13 protein-coding genes are annotated in these 17,398 nt (G+C 72.1%); 3 read left to right on the top strand and 10 right to left on the bottom strand.

What is annotated here, in order from left to right; genetic code table 11:
* From J1M44_RS05840 to J1M44_RS05810, 8 genes are all read right to left on the bottom strand, one after another.
* Entirely contained in the window at nt 1-1,008 is a 1,008-nt protein-coding gene (locus J1M44_RS05840) for an IS481 family transposase (RefSeq protein ID WP_206480737.1), read from the bottom strand.
* 154 nt (nt 1,009-1,162) lie between these two features.
* Nucleotides 1,163-2,218 carry a hypothetical protein gene (locus tag J1M44_RS05835; RefSeq protein WP_144824535.1) on the bottom strand — a complete coding sequence of 352 codons (1,056 nt, stop codon included), beginning with the start codon at nt 2,216-2,218 and terminating at the stop codon, nt 1,163-1,165.
* The gene (locus J1M44_RS11695) at nt 2,215-2,961 is read right to left on the bottom strand and encodes a hypothetical protein (RefSeq protein WP_223246371.1); all 747 of its coding nucleotides are present in this window, start codon (nt 2,959-2,961) and stop codon (nt 2,215-2,217) included. Before J1M44_RS11695 ends, J1M44_RS05835 begins: the two co-directional genes overlap by 4 nt.
* 13 nt (nt 2,962-2,974) lie before the next feature.
* Entirely contained in the window at nt 2,975-3,106 is a 132-nt protein-coding gene (locus tag J1M44_RS11860) for a hypothetical protein (protein WP_002856762.1), read from the bottom strand.
* A 418-nt stretch (nt 3,107-3,524) separates the two neighbouring features.
* A complete protein-coding gene (locus J1M44_RS05825; RefSeq protein ID WP_206480736.1) occupies nt 3,525-5,618 on the bottom strand; it encodes an ABC transporter ATP-binding protein in 2,094 nt (697 codons plus the stop codon).
* Entirely contained in the window at nt 5,615-7,372 is a 1,758-nt protein-coding gene (locus J1M44_RS05820; protein WP_206480735.1) for an ABC transporter ATP-binding protein, read from the bottom strand. Before J1M44_RS05820 ends, J1M44_RS05825 begins: the two co-directional genes overlap by 4 nt.
* A gap of 231 nt (nt 7,373-7,603) precedes the next feature.
* Nucleotides 7,604-8,872 (bottom strand): phospholipase D-like domain-containing protein, encoded by a 1,269-nt coding sequence (locus J1M44_RS05815; RefSeq protein WP_060775154.1) that lies wholly within the window; start codon nt 8,870-8,872, stop codon nt 7,604-7,606.
* Nucleotides 8,873-8,896: 24 nt separating this feature from the next.
* Nucleotides 8,897-9,871, bottom strand: a complete 975-nt coding sequence (locus tag J1M44_RS05810) for an acyl-CoA thioesterase (RefSeq protein WP_060775153.1) — start codon at nt 9,869-9,871, stop codon at nt 8,897-8,899.
* A 120-nt stretch (nt 9,872-9,991) separates the two neighbouring features.
* Here J1M44_RS05810 and J1M44_RS05805 point away from each other — a divergent pair, with 120 nt between their 5' ends.
* Both J1M44_RS05805 and rlmC read left to right on the top strand, forming a co-directional pair.
* Nucleotides 9,992-10,600, top strand: a complete 609-nt coding sequence (locus J1M44_RS05805; RefSeq protein ID WP_060775152.1) for a HEAT repeat domain-containing protein — start codon at nt 9,992-9,994, stop codon at nt 10,598-10,600.
* A gap of 10 nt (nt 10,601-10,610) precedes the next feature.
* Nucleotides 10,611-11,789 carry a 23S rRNA (uracil(747)-C(5))-methyltransferase RlmC gene (gene rlmC / locus J1M44_RS05800; RefSeq protein ID WP_206480734.1) on the top strand — a complete coding sequence of 393 codons (1,179 nt, stop codon included), beginning with the start codon at nt 10,611-10,613 and terminating at the stop codon, nt 11,787-11,789.
* Nucleotides 11,790-11,805: 16 nt separating this feature from the next.
* On the opposite strand, the gene J1M44_RS05795 is transcribed toward rlmC, so the two are convergent.
* Nucleotides 11,806-12,384, bottom strand: a complete 579-nt coding sequence (locus J1M44_RS05795; RefSeq protein ID WP_206480733.1) for a hypothetical protein — start codon at nt 12,382-12,384, stop codon at nt 11,806-11,808.
* 290 nt (nt 12,385-12,674) lie between these two features.
* On the opposite strand from J1M44_RS05795, the gene J1M44_RS05790 reads away from it, so the two are divergent.
* Entirely contained in the window at nt 12,675-16,052 is a 3,378-nt protein-coding gene (locus J1M44_RS05790; RefSeq protein WP_136940556.1) for a beta-phosphoglucomutase family hydrolase, read from the top strand.
* A gap of 28 nt (nt 16,053-16,080) precedes the next feature.
* Here J1M44_RS05790 and J1M44_RS05785 read toward each other — a convergent pair.
* Nucleotides 16,081-17,398, bottom strand: a 1,318-nt coding sequence (locus J1M44_RS05785; protein ID WP_206480732.1) for a sensor histidine kinase, incomplete at its 5' end; no start/stop codon positions are given.

Below are 17,398 nucleotides of genomic sequence, written 5' to 3'. Positions count from 1 at the left end.
CTAGGTGTAGGAGGGCATGACGTTGTTGACTCGGGCCGGTGCCAACGAGGTTGGCGGGGCGTCCCCGCAGGAGGTATGAGGCCGATGGTAGTTGTAGTGGTTCACCCACACCGCCAGGGCCTCACGCCGAGCTTGCTCTGAGGAGTAGGGGCGGGCGTAGAGGACCTCGTCCACCATCAGCCGGTTGTAGCGTTCGACCTTCCCGTTGTGACGCGGGGTGTAGGGGCGGATCCGGTGGTGCCGGCCCCCGAGCGAGACCACCTTGGCGGTGAAGTCCACGGCCCGGTAGTTGTTGCCGTTGTCCGTGATCACCCTGTCGATCCGGATCCCGTGGGCGGCGAAGAACGCGCGGGCCCGGCAGAAGAACCCGATCGTGGTCACCGCCTTCTCGTCCTCCAACGCCTCGGTGTACGCCAGGCGGGTGTACCCGTCGATCGCCGAGTGCAGGTAGGTGTACCCGCCCCGTCGGCCAGGCCCGCGTTTGGCCGCTCGCGCGTTCTCGGAGTCCCGGCCGTGAGCACGCCAGCCGCCCCCCTCGGGGATGCGCCCGATCTTCTTCACGTCCAGGTGCACCATGTGCCCCGGGCCGCGGGCGGTGATCTTCTGCGGTCGTTGGCGCAGGTCCTCACCCGTGGGCGCGAGGTCTCGCAACCGGGAGATGCCCAGCCGGTGCATCCACCTCCCCACGGTGCGCAAGCACAGCTGGTGGCCTTCGGAGACGAGGTGGTGATGGATGCGCCGTGCGGACCACTTGCGCTCCCGCCGCAGGGCGTGGATCTGGGCGACCAGGACCGGATCGAGCTGGGCAGGTGAACGGTGCGGCCGGCTGGGCAGGTCCTGAAGGCCGGCTTCTCCCTGGGCGCGGTAGCGGGCGACCCAGGTGGCCACCGTGGGCCGGCTCACCCGGAACTCGGCGGCCACGTGTGCCTGCGGGATCCCGTCGTGCAGGTGGCGTTGGACCATGCGCAGCCGGCCGGTCGGGGTCAGGGGTGCGTTAGCGTGAGTCATGAGCGGGTCTCTTCTGGCAGGTGGGTTGTTGAGGAACTTCCATCCTGCGGCAGGGGCCCGCTCGTCTCATCTCAGCCCGTACCCCGTGGCAAGAACCTCATGACCCACAACAGGACGACGGGGGCGGCGGGCGTGCCCGGGGTGGCGGGCCCCGTCATCGGGTGCCGTTCAGCACGCGCACCTGCTCGCCGGCGTCCACGCCGTCCACGACGGCGAGGCCGTCGGCGGAGCCGAGGACGGTGACGGTGCGGTCCTCCGCGGCGCCGTCCCGGACCACCGTGACCGTCGCGGCGCCGTCTGGCTGGGTGCGCAGGGCGGACACGGGGACCACGGGCCCGGAGACGGGCGGGACCACGCTGACCTGGGAGAGCAGGGAGGTGGTGGCGTCGGCGGGCAGGGCGTCGCAGTCCTCGCCGCAGACCACGCCGCCGTCCGGGGCGGTGAGGGTGATGCGGATCAGGCCCTGCTCGTCGGAGGTGGACTCGCCGGCGACGGCCTTCCATTCGTGTTCGCCGTGGGGCACGGTGACCTGGGTGCCGGCCGGGATGAGGGCGGCCTGCTCCTGGTTGACCTCGAGGGCGAAGTCCGGTTGGTCGCCGGGGCGGGCCACCACGTTCTCGCCGCCGGCGAGGGTGGTGCCGACGGCGGTGGTCTTCGCGTCCACGCTGAGGGGCGCGGGGAGGGCTTCGAGGACCACGAGCTGGCCGAGCTCCACGGTGTCCGCGGCGGGGTAGCCGCGTTCGGTGAGCCAGTCGTCCCAGGCGCCCGCGGTGGCCTCGTCCCACGTGCCGGTGGCCTCCACCTTCGCGCCGGTGGCGGCGAGCATGCGCTGGAACGCGGCGACGTCGTCGCCGGAAGTGCCCTCCCCGAGAGGGCGCCACTGGGGAAGCTCGCCCTGGAGGACGAGCACGGGCTTCTGGGCGACGGCGTACAGCACCTCCCCGGCAGCCATTTCGCCGGACTCTCCGGCCCGGGTGACGACGCCGGTCAGCGCGTTCACCGCCGCCGGCGTCTGCTCGCGCGACACGGAGACGCCGAGGGTGATGACGCGGCCGAGCTCCTGCTCGGCGACGGTGACGAGGGCGCTCGCGGCCGGACGCTGCTCGGCCTGAGCCGGAGGGGTGAGCGTGACCCGGCCGGCCCAGAAGGCGAGCGCGGCGACGGCCACGAGCGCAAGGACGAGGGCGGCCCAGCGGGCGGGGCGATTCATCCGGATGACCCCCAGAAGACATCCTGCGGCGGAAGCTCCGGGCATGTCTGCGCGACCTCGGCCTGGCGTTCTGCCGACACGCCCCTCATGCTGTCCGCGAAGGGCCACCACTGGTGGCGGCCTGGAGTGTAGAACGCGGAGACGAATGCCTCTTTGGAGGGGCGCGCGGAGGTGTCGACCGTGTAGCCGTAGGCTTCGAGACACGGGATGAGGTATTGGTCCCAGTAGTCATAGACGAGGCGGAGCTGCGGATCGGTCCAGTCCTGGGTGTAGCTCGGATCCACCGGGTGCTGTGCGTAGCAGGTCACGTAGGCCGCCTCGAAAGCAGACCTCTGGGACTCAGGTGGGGTGTCGATCTGAATTCCCCCGGTCGGACCGACCGAGTTCGGCCACCCGGCCTCGGCCAGGCATGTGGACACCATGCGGTCCGACTCGAGGGACGTGGCGTACCACCCGGAGCGCTCCACCTGAGGCGGCGCGGGCATTCCCGCCCCCTGAGCGTGCCGCGCGACTTGCTCACGGTAGGCGCGCTCCTTCTCCGCTTCCGTCGTCAGGAGGGGTTCGATCCTCTCGGTGGGAACCCACTGCGAGGCGTCCCAGGTCTTCTCGGCCGTCGCGGTGGGGGGAGCGGCGACCGTGGATGAACCGCCGAGGCCCGCAGACTCCCGACCGACGCAGCCGGTGAGGGTCAGGGCGACGGCCGCCACCAGGGCGGCCGTCGCAGGAATGCGTGATGAAGTCATCGGTGCCGGCGAGTCAGTACGGGTAGTAGCAGTAGCCGTAGGTGCCCGACAGGAGGAGTCCTGCGCTGCAGTCCTGCCGACCGGAGTCCGTCAGCGCCTGCGCTGGCACCGCACCGGAGACGGCCAACAGTCCAGCGACGGGCACGCCGGCACCGACCTTAGAACTCCGCTGCTTCATACCCATGTCGCCCCTCCTTATGGTTCACGCTCAGTCATGATCTACATCACACTCTATGAAGGCGCTCGCCCTGCGTCCAGAGAATTCTCGGTCGGTCCACAGACGTGCCCCACCAGCGAGTCAAGAGGGTCCTGCGCGTGACGGATGCGCAATCTCAGGGGACGAATGAGCGCGGCCACACCGGCAGGGGTGGCCCGACGATCGGGCTTCGATACTCCCGTCACCGCCGCGCGTCCTAGCCTCGTACACCTCCGGCTCCGGAGAGGTGCGGGCTCGTGAAACTCACCGGCGCCTGGATCGAGAAGGTCATGGGGTGGTCCCGTGTCGCAGCGACGCCAGCGGCCAGCGGCCAGTGGCTGGGCGCCGGCGCCATCCCGCCCCGGCCTCAGCGGGCGTCCTCGCGCGCGGCGGGCGCGCCGTCGTCGTCCTGCTCCTCCGCCTGTTCCCCGCCCTGGAACTGGCTCATGTAGAGCCGGTGATAGGCGCCCTTCGCGGCGAGCAGCTCGTCATGGGAGCCCTGCTCCACGATGTCGCCGTCCTCCATCACGAGGATGACGTCCGCGTCCCGGATGGTGCTCAGGCGGTGGGCGATCACGAAGCTCGTGCGGTCGCTGCGCAGCGCCGCCATGGCCCCCTGGACCAGCACCTCGGTGCGGGTGTCCACGGAGGAGGTGGCCTCGTCCAGGATCAGGATGGACGGCTGGGCCAGGAACGCACGGGCGATGGTGATGAGCTGCCGCTCGCCCGCGGACACGTTGGCGGCGTCCTGCTCGATCACGGTGTCGTAGCCCTCGGGCAGGGTGTGCACGAACCGGTCCACGTAGGTGGCCTTCGCCGCCGCCACGACCTCCTCGTCCGTGGCGTCGAGCCGGCCGTAGCGGATGTTCTCCCGGATGGTCCCGCCGAACAGCACCGCGTCCTGGAGCACCATGCCGGTGGCGGCGCGCAGCTCGCCGCGGCTGACCGTGCGGGTGTCCACGCCGTCCAGCAGGATCCGCCCGCCGTCCACCTCGTAGAACCGCATGATCAGGTTGACCAGGGTGGTCTTGCCGGCGCCGGTCGGCCCGACGATCGCGACCGTCTGCCCCGGCTCCGCCACGAGGTTCAGGTCCGTGATGAGCGGCTTCTCCGGCGTGTAGGAGAAGCGCACGTGCTCGAACTCCACGCGACCGCGCAGCGGGCGCGGGAGGTGGGCGACGCCGTCGGGCCCGGAGGCGGCGGAGGGCGCCGTTTCCCGAACGAAAGCGCTCTCGGAGGGCGCCGTTTCCCGAACGAAAGTGCGGGCGGGGGTGCCGTCGGGGGTCTCCTCCGGCTCGTCGAGGAGCTCGAAGATGCGCTCGGCCGACGCCACGCCGGAGATCAGCATGTTGGACATGCCGGCGATCTGCCCGAGCGGCTGGTTGAACTCGCGCGAGTACTGGATGAACGCGGTCACGGCGCCGAGGGTCATCTGCCCGTTGGCCACGCGCAGCCCGCCGACCACGGCGATGCCCACGTAGCCCAGCCAGTTCACCCACTGCATGATCGGCATGATCATCCCCGAGTAGAACTGCGCCTTGAACGCGGCCTCGTACAGCTCCTCGTTGCGCTCGTCGAAGCGCGCGGCCATGTCCCGCTGACGGCCGAACACGGTCACCAGCTCGTGCCCGGTGAACGACTCCTCGATGTGCCCGTTGAGCCGGCCCGTCTCCCGCCACTGCGCGGAGAACAGCGCCTGGGACTTCTTGCCGATCACGCCCACCACCACGCCGGCCACCGGCAGCGCGATCAGGGCGATGAGCGCGAGCTGCCAGGACAGCCAGAACATCATGCCGACGATGCCGATCACGGTCAGCGCCGAGTACACGAGCGAGGCGAACGCCTGCTGGAGGGCCTGCTGGACGTTGTCCACGTCGTTGGTGGTGCGGGAGAGCAGATCTCCGCGCTGCCCACGGTCGAAGTAGCTCAGCGGCAGCCGGTTGATCTTGGCCTCGATGTCCTCGCGCAGGCGGAACACGAGGCGCATCACGAGGTCGTTGAGGACACGCCCCTGCAGCCACATGAACAGCTGGGCCACGAGGTACATGGCCAGCACGATCAGGATCAGCCGGCCCAGCTCGGTGAAGTCGATCCCCTCGCCCGGCGTGAACGCCATGCCGGAGAGCATCTCCGCGGCCTGGTCCTCGCCCTGGGCGCGCAGCCCGTCGATGACCTGCTCGCGGCTCAGCCCGCCGGGCATCTGCGCGGAGACCACGCCGCCGAAGATCACGTCCATCGCCTGGCCGAGCACGCGCGGCGCCCACACGTTCAACACCACGGCCACCAGCACCATGACGGCGACGACGGCCAGCCCCAGCTTCTCCGTGCGGAACAGGCTCAGGAGCCGCTTCGCGGACGGCCAGAACGCCTTGGCCCTGCGGGCCGGGCCGTCGCCCCAGTCGTCGGTGGCGCCCTGCTCCTGGATCTCGAGGATCTCCTCGTCGGTCAGGTGCTCGCTCATGCCACGTCCTCCGCGGTCAGCTGGGAGTCCACGATCTCCCGGTAGGTCTGGTTGTCCGCCAGCAGCTCGGCGTGGGTGCCGCGGCCGACCACGCGGCCCTCGTCCAGCACGATGATCTGGTCGGCGTCGGTGATGGTGGCCACCCGCTGGGCGACGACGATCCGGGTCACCCCGGCCGCCGCGCGGTCGAGCGCCGCCCGCAGCCGCGCGTCGGTGGTGACGTCCAGGGCGGAGAACGAGTCGTCGAACACGAGGACCCGCGGCTCGGCCACGAGGGCACGCGCGATGGACAGGCGCTGGCGCTGGCCGCCGGAGACGTCCGTGCCGCCCTGGGACAGGCGCGAGTCCAGACCGGAGGCCGCCGCCTCTGCCTTGCCGGTGGTGCGGGCGCGCACGAAGTCGGCGGCCTGGGCCGTCTCGAGGGCCGCCCAGATGCGCTCGTCCGAGGCGTCCGGGGCCCCGAACTGCATGTTCTCCCGCACGGTGCCCGAGAACAGGTACGGCTTCTGCGGCACGAGCGCCACGGCCTCCGTCAGCTCGGCCCGGGCCAGGTCGGTCACCGGCACGCCGTCCAGGAGCACCTCGCCGGACGTCGCGTCGTACAGGCGCGGCAGCAGGCTGATCAGTGTGGACTTGCCGGAGCCGGTCGAGCCGATGATCGCCGTCGTGGTGCCGGGGGCGACGGCGAAGCTGACGTCGTCGAGCACCGGCGCCTCGGCGCCGGGGTACTGGAAGGTGACGTGGCGCAGCTCCACGGCGCCGTCGCGACGCGCGGGGGCCACCGGGCGGGCTGGCTCGCCGAGCGTGGGGACGGTGTCCAGGACCTCGCCGATGCGGCGGGCGGAGATCACGGCGCGCGGGAGCATCATCATCATGAAGGTGCCCATCATCACCGCCATGAGGATCTGCAGCAGGTACTGCATGAACGCGGTGAGCGCGCCGACCTGCACGAGCCCCGCGTCCACGCGCTCGCCGCCGAACCACAGGACGGCGGCGGTGGCCAGGTGCAGGATCATCGTGATGACCGGGCCGAGCAGCACGAACAGCCGACCGATCCGCACGGACGTCTCCGTCAGGGCGGCGTTGGCGTCCGTGAACCGGCGCGTCTCGTGGCGTTCGCGCACGAACGCGCGGACCACACGGATGCCCTGGATCTGCTCGCGCATCACGCCGTTGACGTCGTCGATGTTGTCCTGCATCCGCTGGAACAGCGGCATGAGACGCGCGACGATCCACGCCACGATCACCAGCAGCACCGGCACGGAGACCCACACCAGCCAGGACAGGCCCGGGTCCTCGCGGATGGCCATGATGATGCCGCCGACCGCCATGATCGGCACGGCCACCATGAAGTTCAGGGCCATGAGGGTGAGCATCTGGACCTGGTTGACGTCGTTGGTGCCGCGCGTGATGAGGGTCGCGGCGCCGAAGCGGCCGAGCTCCTCCGCGGAGAACGCGTCCACGCGGGTGTAGACGGCGCGGCGCAGGTCCCGGCCGACGCCCATCGAGGCCTGCGCGCCGAACCACACGGCGGCGATCGCGGCGACCACCTGCACCAGCGCGACGCCGAGCATCACGAGGCCGATGTCCCAGATGCGGGCGGTGTCGCCGCGGGCCACGCCCTCGTCGATGATGCGGGCGTTGAGGCTGGGCAGGTACAGCATGGCCAGCGTGCTGATCAGCTGCAGCACGACGACGGCGGCGACGGCGCCGCGATAGCGCCGCCCGTGACGGCGGAGCAGGGTCCAGAGCATGGGGCTCCCAGGGAGTCGGGATGGGCGCACGGCCGCGTGGGCCGCAGGGAGGTGGGCCGAAGGGGGCCGGGTTCATTGTGCCCCAGCCGCGGGCGGGGAGGTCGGGGTGTTCGCCGTGGGACGCGAAGGGACGGCACGATCGGGAGACGTCGCCGGGGGCGTGAGCCAGACGTTTCTGCTGCGGATCGGGCGTCAGAACCGCAGAAACGTCTGGCTCAGCGCCCGGGCCCCTCAGAGCAGGGGACGCAGCGGGACCAGGAGGGCCTCGACCACGCGGGCGAGGCCGTGACGGTCCTCCCAGCGCGGGGTGTCGATCCGGACGGCCTGCTGGGCGTCGAGGGCGAAGATCTCCTCCATCCGGGCGGCGAAGTCGCGGTCCACGACCACCACGTTGGACTCGTAGTTGTAGCCCAGGGAGAGGCGGTCGATGTTGGCCGAGCCCACGGTGGACCAGATGCCGTCCACGGTGGCGGTCTTCGCGTGGATCATGCTGGCCTTGTACAGCAGGATCGTGATGCCGGCCTCGAGCATCTGCCCGAAGAAGCCGCGCGAGGCCCAGTCCGCCACGATGTGGTTGGAGTCCTCCGGCACCATCACCTGCACGTCCACCCCGCGCCGGGCCGCGTGCAGCAGCGCCTCGAGGACCTGCTGGTCCGGGATGAAGTACGGCGTGTTGATGAGGATGCGGTGCTGCGCCCGCTGGATGGCGTCGAGGTAGCTCAGCCGGATTGGGTAGACCAGCAGCGGCGGCTGGTTCGCGGCCACGGTGACGCGCGGGTCCCACGTGTCCGGGGGGCGCCAGGACATCTGCTCGCCCGCGCGGTGGTGGGCGTTCCACTTGATGGAGATCGACTGGCCCAGCGCCCACACCACCGGGCCGCGCTCACGCACGTGGGTGTCCCGCCACAGGCGGGCGTAGTCGTCGCCGATGTTGAAGCCGCCGGCGAAGCCGACCTCGTCGTCCACCACCATGATCTTCGAGTGGTTGAACCCGCTGTGCCGGACCACGCCTCGCCAGATCGGGCGGGCGAAGGCCGGCAGCCGGAACACGTGGATGCGCGGGTCCAGCTGACGGTAGAAGCGGGGCGGGACCACGAGGTTCCCGAACCCGTCGTAGGAGACGTAGACCTCCACGCCGCGCGCGGCCGCCCGGTTGAAGGCGTCCATGAACCGCTGGCCCGTGGGGTCGCCCTTCCAGATGAAGGTCTCGAACTTGATGATCCGCTGCGCTCCGTCGATCGCGGCGATCATCTCCTTGTAGAGGTCCTCGCCCGAGGTGAAGATGCGCAGCTCGGAGCCCTCCACGTGGGCGTCGAACACGCCGGGGTTCGGCGCGGGTCGGCGCACTCGGCCGCGGCGCTTGACCATGTCCACGCCGGTGAGCCCGGCGGCGACCGTCAGCGGCAGTCCCACGAGACCGACGCCCGCGGCCACGGCCGCTCCCCGGAGGAGACGACGGACCGGCAGGCGGGACAGGGACGGCAGGGACGGTCGACGCATTCGCTCAGTCTACTCAGGGCCCCGTCAGCGCGGATAGGGCGAGCGGCGCGTCTCGGTCCAGGCCGCGCTCACCTCGGAGCGCATGCGCACGAGTTCGACCGCCGTCTCCTGCAGCCTCCTGGCGCTCTCGCTCTCGGGGACGTACTGCCGCACCGGCTGGGCCTGGTCCTCCGCGGAGACGTCCACCATGACGGCGATCGAGTGCGCCACCAGGCGGGACTCCGCCCCGGTGCGTCGGCTCGCGTAGACGCGCAGCGCCACATGCATGGACCGCTCCGTGGTGTTCACCAGGAGGGCCTCCACGCGCACGAGGTCGCCCACGTGGATGTTCCGCACGAAGCGCACGCCGCCGCCGAACACCGCGACCACGGATTCATGGCCGGTCCAGCGGGCGGCGCAGACGGCGGCCGCCTCGTCCACCCAGCGCAGGATCGCGCCCGCGTTGATGGTGCCGCCCACGGTGGCCTCCGCGTTGGGGGCCAGGAACGCGAGGGTGCTCATCTCCTCGGGAGCCTCCCCAGGCGCGGGGAACGGCAGTCGGGCCATGCCGCGCTCGACGGCGCGGCGGGCCACGGTGGAGCGGCGGGCCTGTTCGTCGCGCTCGATCTGGCCGGGGGTCGAGGGCTCCCAGACCGGCACGGTCACGCGCACCCCGCCCTCCTCCGCGGCGTAGACCACGAGGGACGAGGTGGCGACCACGGGGTCGCCGTCGTCGTCGCGGATCTCCGGCAGCAGCAGACGGGTCTGGACGTGCACCTCGGCGCCGTCCGTGTGGACCACGCGCGCCTGCACCACGGCACGGCGGTCCACCGGCACGGGGTGCCGGAACTGGGTGTGCCCCATGTAGCGGGCACGCACGAACGTCCCGGCCCAGCTCGCCGCGACGGCGTAGCCGGCCTTCTCGATCCAGGAGATGACGGTGCCGGCGTCCACCAGGCCGGTGGGATGATCGAAGCTGTCCGCCCGGAATTCGAGGGCGAGGGCTCCGGGGGGTCTCATGCCGTCGAACGTATCACCCGAGTCCGGGCCCTGTGCGGCCGGTCACGCCCCGTCCAGGAGTCTGCGGGGAACCTCCCGGCCGCGCCCCAGGCGGGTCCGCGCACGGGGGACAATGGACCCATGACCGCCTTCGACCGTCTCCCCCTGCCCGCGGAGCCCCAGACCCCGCACGACCGCGTGCGCCGCCGCACCGAGGCCGCCGTCGCCGAGCGCGGGGAGGCCGCCGTCGCCGGGCTGGCGGTGCGCCTGATGACCGGCGCGGCCACCCCGGATGACGTCACCTCGGGCGCCGCCCGCGCCCTCACCGGCGACGACGGCGACCTCAGCCCCGCCGCGACCGGCGCCCTGGCCCTGATGCACGCGTGGCACCGCAGCGCGCTGCCCGCCCTGACCGGGGCGCTCACCGCCCCCGAGGCGGACGTCCGCTCGGCGGCCCACCTCGTGCTCGCCTCCCGCGCCGGCTCGCTGCGCCGCGACGCCGCCGTCGACCGCGCCCTCGTGGACGCGGTGCGGGCCGGCTGTGCCGACTCGGACCCGGAGGTCCGCGCGTCGGCTGCGTCCGCGCTGGGCGCCCTCGCCCGCCCCGAGGACCTCGAGTCCGCCCTGCCCGTGCTCACCGGCATGGTGATGGACGTGGACGCGGACCTGGCCACGGCCGCCGAACTGGCCCTCGAGCAGCTCGCGATCCGCCTGGACCGGCCCGGCCTGCGGGTCAGCCTTGAGGGCTGAGGCGACGCCCGTGCAGTGCCCCCATTTCGACGTCGGCGAGTGCCGTTCCTGCCCGCTGATGGGCGTGCCGTACGCCCGGCAGCTCGCGGACAAGCAGGCCGCGGTCCTGGCCGAGCTGGTGGACGCGGTCGATGCGGACACGGTCGTGGCCGCGCCGTTCGCCTCCGCGGAGGCGGGGTTCCGGAACAAGGCGAAGCTCGTGGTGACCGGGTCGGCGGCGGCGCCGCGGCTGGGCATCCTGGACCCGCGGCAGCACCCCCGCCATCACGACGGCGCCGGCGTGGACCTGCGCGACTGCGGCCTGTACGAGGCCGGCATGGACGGCGTGTTCGAGGCGTGCGCGGCGGCGGTGACGGCGGCCGGGCTGGAGCCCTACGACGTCGCCGCCCGCACGGGCGAGCTGAAGAACGTGATCGTGACGCTCTCCCCGGACCGGGAGGCGATGGTCCGGTTCGTGCTGCGCTCCGCCGACCGGCTGGAGGCGCTGCGCGCGGCGGTGCCGGGGCTGCTGGATGACCTCGCGGCGCGCGGGACGCCCGCGGCCGTGGTGAGCGCGAACCTGCTGCCGGAGCACGTGGCCCTGCCCGAGGGCGACGAGGAGATCGTGCTCGCCGGCGGGCCGACGCTGACCATGCGGCTCAACGGGGTGGGCCTGCGGCTGCGCCCGCAGGGGTTCTTCCAGACGAACACCGCGGTGACCGAGGGGCTGTACGCGACGGCGGCGGCGTGGATTACCGAGGGCGGCGTGCCGGCGTCGGCGTGGGACCTGTACTGCGGGGTGGGCGGGTTCGCGTTCCACCTGGCCCGGGCCGGCGTGCGCGACGTGTGGGGCATGGAGTCCTCCGCCGAGGCGGTGGCCGCGGCCCGGGAGACGGCCGCCGAGCTCGGCCTGGCCGACCGGGTGCGCTTCTCCGCCGGCGACGCCACCTCCGCGCTTTCGTTCGAGAAACGGCGGGCCCGCCCGGACGCCGTCGTCGTGAATCCGCCGCGGCGGGGCATCGGCGCCGAGCTGGCCGACGCGCTGGAGGGCTCGGGCGTGCCCACCGTGCTGTACTCCAGTTGCAACCCGGCGACGCTCGCGCAGGACCTGGCCCGGATGCCGAGGTATCGGGTGGCGCGGGTGCAGGTGTTCGACATGTTCCCGCAGACCCGGCACGCGGAGGTGCTCACGCTGGTGACCCGGCGGTGACGGGGGCCGGGGCGCGTCACCGCGGGCTCCCCGCCCGACGGTTCCGCTTCTTCAACTCGTCGAACACCTCGAACAGGGTGAGCGCCGAAGGAGCCAGCGCCGGCTGCGTCCGGACGCACGGCTGAGGGCTCGTCAGACCGCCACCCTGCAGAGGCCGCCCCGAGTCCCACCGGTTGGCCTTCCGCAGACCCCCCTCGTTCCACAGCTTCTTGCCGACCACCAGGCACACCTGGAACGTGTGCTCCGCCTGCGCCCCAGCACCGCCGACCTCCTTCACGTCCGCCCAATCCACGGACCAGTCCCGCGTCTCATCGAACGTCACATGCCGCGGCCGGAACACGCTCATGGTCGCCGCCGGCAGCAGCACCAGGCACAGCGGCAGAGCGATGAAGGACAGCCCCCGCCACACCCCGAACCCCGCCGAGACGTCCTCCGGCGGCCGGAAGATCACCCAGATGAACAGAGCCGTGCACGCCACCAGCAGCACCCACAGGAACACCCAGCGCGCCGGCCGCACCCGCGCCTGCACCGGCAGACTCGCCAGGATCTCCTCCCGCGTCGCCTTCTTCCGCAACCGCGTCGGCTTCGCATCCATCACTTGCTCCTCACCCAGTTCATGAGCCCTGCGCCCCCGGCCATCTCCGCCGAGTCTGTCCTTCTCGTTCCCGGGCCACGCTTCCGGCGCGCGGGGGCACACCTCCGCCCCCGTCGGCACGACCCTATTCATTCCCGGAACCCACCGCACCGGAACGACATCAGCGCAGCTGAGAACCGCTGTGATGTCGCTGCGGTGCGGTCGGCCGGAACGACGGCGCGCTCGCTGCGGTGAACATTGCCGCGGCACTCCCCGTGCGGCCCCACTTCCCCGCCCGTAGGCTGGTTCCCATGTCCCAGACGCTCACCCCCGCTGCTCCGCAGGACCTGAACGCCCGCCGCCACCGGCTCCGCCGCTACCGCGCCGTCATCTTCGACATGGACGGGGTCATCACGGACACCGCCGGCGTGCACGCGCAGGCGTGGAAGGAGCTCTTCGACGGGGCGCTGCCCGCCGTGGGCGCGCTGCCCGCCAACGCCGCCGTCGTCGCCGCGGACCCGGACGTGCTGCGCCCCTTCGACGCCGCCGCCGACTACCTGCACCACGTGGACGGGCGTCCCCGCGAGGACGGGGTCCGCACGTTCTTCGCCTCCCGCGGCCTGCACGTCCCCGAGGCCGACTCCCCCGAGGCGGACGCGGCCCCGGAGCTGACGGTCCTCGCCCTCGCCGAGCGCAAGCAGGGCTACTTCGAGCAGGTGCTCGAGCGCGACGGCGTCCGCGTGTTCCCTGAGGCCCAGGACCTCCTCGAGCGGCTGCGGGCCAAGGGCGTGCCGGTCGCACTGGTCACCAGCTCCAAGAACTCCCGCGCCGTGCTCACGGCCGGCGGCGTGCTGGACTTCTTCCCCGTGATCGTGGACGGGAACACCGCCGTCGAGCGCGGGCTGCCGGGCAAGCCGGACCCGGCGATGTTCTGGGAGGCCGCCCGCGAGCTGGGCGTCGACGTCGCGGACGCGATGGTCCTCGAGGACGCCGTCTCCGGTGTGAAGGCCGCCGCGGACGGCCGCTTCGGCCTCGTGATCGGCGTGGACCGCGAACCCGAGCTCGGCAAGGGCCGACTCAAGGCGGCCGGCGCCCACCTGGTGGTCCAGGACTACGGGACCCTGCATCTGGAGGACCGCACCACCACCCCGTTCGACCCCGCGTGGGTGCTGCGCTGGGACCACTTCGACCCGGCCTCCGAGGGCACCCGCGAGGTGCTGTGCACCCTGGCCAACGGGTACTGGGGCACCCGCGGCGCCGTGCCCGGCACGCGCATCTCCTCCGTCCACTACCCCGGCACCTACATGGCCGGGGTGTTCAACCGGCTGACCTCGATGGTCCAGGGCCGGGTCGTGGACACCGAGCACATGGTCAACATCCAGGACTGGACCCCGCTCGTGGTGACCCCGCGCCACGGCCGCCCGCTGCTGCCGGGTGAGGAGAACCTCGTGGAGTACGGCCAGGAGATGGACCTGCGCCGCGGCGTGCTCTCCCGCACCATGACCTTCGAGGACGAGCAGGGCCGGCGCACCACGGTTCACACCCGGCAGTTCACCTCGCTGGCCAACCGGCACCTCGCCGCGCTCGAGCTGACCGTCGTGGCGGAGAACTGGTCCGGGGACCTCACGGTGCGATCGAAGATCGAGGGCCGCGTGGCCAACCTCAACGTCTCCGACGACCGCACCCTCGCCAACCAGCACCTCGAGCCGGTCCAGGCCCGGGAGATCGACGGCGAGACCGTCCTGCTCGAGACCGCCACCAACCAGTCCGGCATCCACGTGGCCGTGGCCACCCGCACCCGCCAGGTGGCGCCGGTGGGCCACCACGAGCCCATCCGCCGCCCCGTGGACGGCTCGGACCTGGTGGTCGGCCAGGACATCCTCCTCCACGTGGACGAGGGCGTGCCGCTCGTGCTGGAGAAGGTCGCCGCCGTCGCCACGAGCCACGACCACGCCAGCGCCTCCGTGTGGGAGTCGGCGGTGAAGGACGCCCAGCGCGCCCAGAACTTCCGCAACCTGCTGACCCTGCACGAGCAGCGCTGGGGCACCAACTGGGACCGGTTCTCCGTGCGCATCGACCTGGCCGAGCCGTACCGGCACCACCGCCGCTCCACGGCGGCGGAGACCGGCGGCGAGTACGCGCCGCCCGTCGTCGCCGCCGGCCACTCGGCCCCGGTGGGGTCGGCGGTCCCGATGGGCAAGGACGGCGCGTCGCTGCGCCAGCAGCTCGCGCTGAACCTGCACACGTTCCACGTGCTCCAGACGGCCTACGGCCGCCGCCGGGACCTGGACGCCTCCGTGGGGGCGCGCGGCCTGCACGGCGAGGGCTACCGCGGCCACATCTTCTGGGACGAGATCTACGTCTACCCCATGCTCACGCTGCGCCGCCCCGAGATCACCCGCGGCCTGCTGATGTACCGCTACCGGCGTCTCAACGAGGCCCGCGCCAACGCCCAGGCCGCGGGCTGGGCCGGCGCCATGTACCCGTGGCAGTCCGGCGCGGACGGCTCCGAGGAGACGCCCACCGAGCTGTGGAACCCGCGCTCGCGCATGTGGATGCCGGACAACTCCCACAACCAGCGGCACGTCTCCCTGGACATCGCCTACTCCGTGCTGCGCTACATCGAGATCACGAAGGACACCTCCTTCATCTCGGACTACGGCGCGGAGATGCTCGTGGAGATCTCCCGGTTCTTCATGTCCATGACCCTGCACAACGCCGTCACGGACCGCTACGAGATCCACGGCGTCATGGGCCCGGACGAGTTCCACGACGGCTACCCCGAGGCCCCCGGCTCCGGCCTGCGCAACAACGCGTACACGAACGTGCTGACCTCGTGGGTGCTCGCGGAGACCGCCCGCCTGGTCCGCTGGCTGGACACGATCGACGACGGCCTGCCCGAGCTCATGGAGATCTCCGAGGAGGAGATCGAGCGCTGGGAGGAGGTCAGCGCCCGTCTGACCGTGCCGTTCTTCGAGGAGGGCGAGGAGGCCGGCATCCTCGCCCAGTTCGAGGGCTACCAGGACCTGCTCGAGTTCGACTGGGAGGCCTACCGCGCCAAGTACGGGAACATCGGCCGCATGGACCTGATCCTGCAGGCCGAGGGCGACGCCACCAACCGCTACAAGCTCTCCAAGCAGGCCGACACCCTCATGCTCGGCTACCTGTTCTCCGCCGAGGAGCTGGACCGGATCCTGCGCCGCATGGGCTACGAGCTGCCGCAGGAGGCGTTCGAGCGGATGGTCACCTACTACGAGGCCCGCTCGACGCACGGCTCCACGCTCTCCCGCCTGGTGCACGCGTGGGTGGCGGCCCGCACGGACCCGGACCGCTCGTGGGACCTGTTCACGGAGGCCCTCGAGTCGGACCTCTCGGACACGCAGGGCGGCACCACGAAGGAGGGCATCCACCTGGGCCTGATGGCGGGCACCGTGGACACGGTGATCCGCTGCTACGCGGGCCTCGAGACGCGCGACGACGTCGTCCGGCTGCACCCCCGCATGCCCGCCCAGCTGCCCGGCGCCCGGTTCACCATCCGGTTCCGCCAGCAGCCCGTGGTCATCCACATGACCCAGCGGGAGGTGACGGTGTCCGCGGGCGAGGGCATGTGGCACGACGTGCCGATGGTCATCGCCGGCCGCGAGCACATCCTCTCCCCCGGCGAGAGGCTGACGGTCCCGCTGGACTGAGGGCCGCCATCGTCGGCCCCGCCCCGGCTCAACGCAGCGGCAGCTCGGCCCGGACCACCCAGCATCCGCCCAGCGGGCCGGCCATGAGGGTGCCGCCGAACACGGCCACGCGCTCGCGCATGCCGGCCAGGCCGAAGCCGCTGGCCATCGCGACCACCACGCGGTCCCGGCGGGGCTCGCCCTCGTCCATGGGGCTGGCGATGCACAGCACGAGGCGGTCCGCGCCCTCGAGCTCCGAGGTCAGGCGCACCGTGCCGCGGCGCGGGGCGTGCTTGAGGATGTTCGTCACCGACTCCTGCACCACGCGCAGCACGGTCAGCTCCAGGGAGCGCGGCAGCTCCTCCAGCTCGGTCAGCGAGCGCTCCACCGCGAACCCGGCCGCGTGCAGGCGGGCCTCGAACTCGTCGAGGCGGGCCGGCAGGTCCACGACGGCGTCCCCCTCCGCCGTCTGCGCGTTGCGGGAGGAGCCGCGCAGCGCGGTGAGCATGCGGCGCAGGTCCACGAGGGACTGCCGGGCGGCCTGCTCGATGGCCTTCTCCGCGGCGGCCCGCTTCTCCGGGTCCTTCTGGGTGGGCAGCATGGCGGCCTGCATCGAGATCACGGTGAGCCCGTGCGCGACGACGTCGTGCAGCTCCGCCGCGATCCGCTGCCGCTCGGCCTCCGCGGCGCAGGCGGCGGCCTCCTCGGCCCGGCGCAGGGCCGCCTCGCGGTCCCGGGTCCGATGCCGGGACCGGCGGATCATTAAGGCCGGCACCGCCACGCACAGCGCGAGGATGAGCGTGACGACCATGACGCCCTTGAGGCCGTCCTCGTCCGACCACGTGCCGTCCGTGAGGAGCTCGCCCGCGACGGTGAGCAGGATGAGGGCGCCCAGGGCGGACCAGACGAACGCCCGGTGCGAGTACCGCGTCACCATGGCGGCGCCGAGGATGACCCCGCCGGTGAAGGCCTGCGGGGTGAGGTGCGCGTGGTCCGCCTCCACGAGGCCCACCAGACCGAACGTGCTCCCGAGCAGCACGAGCACCGCCGCCAGGGTGGGCTGCCACCCGAACAGCAGCGTGACCAGCACGCTCGCCAGGAACAGGACCCAGCGCAGGAGCGGCTCCCGCCCCTCACCCGTCAGCCCGCCGTCCTCCTCGAGGAGGGCCACGAGTTCGGGATCGGCGCTCAGCCCGGCCGCCACCATGGGCCCCAGCACCAGGGTGAGGATCTCCCCCAGCACCATGAGCCCGACGATCACGTAGAGGACGATCCGCATGTGCCGGGAGACGGGCTCCGCGCGCAGGATCGCCGGCAGGCGGGAGTCCAGGGGCGAATCGGCGGGCGGGCGCGACGCCGTCGTGGGT

This window comes from Micrococcus sp. KRD128, from assembly GCF_017168395.1.
GTDB classification, from domain to species: Bacteria; Actinomycetota; Actinomycetes; order Actinomycetales; family Micrococcaceae; genus Micrococcus; species Micrococcus luteus.
The sequence above is the reverse complement of the archived record's forward strand: the minus strand, read 5'-3'. Positions and strand labels throughout refer to the sequence as shown.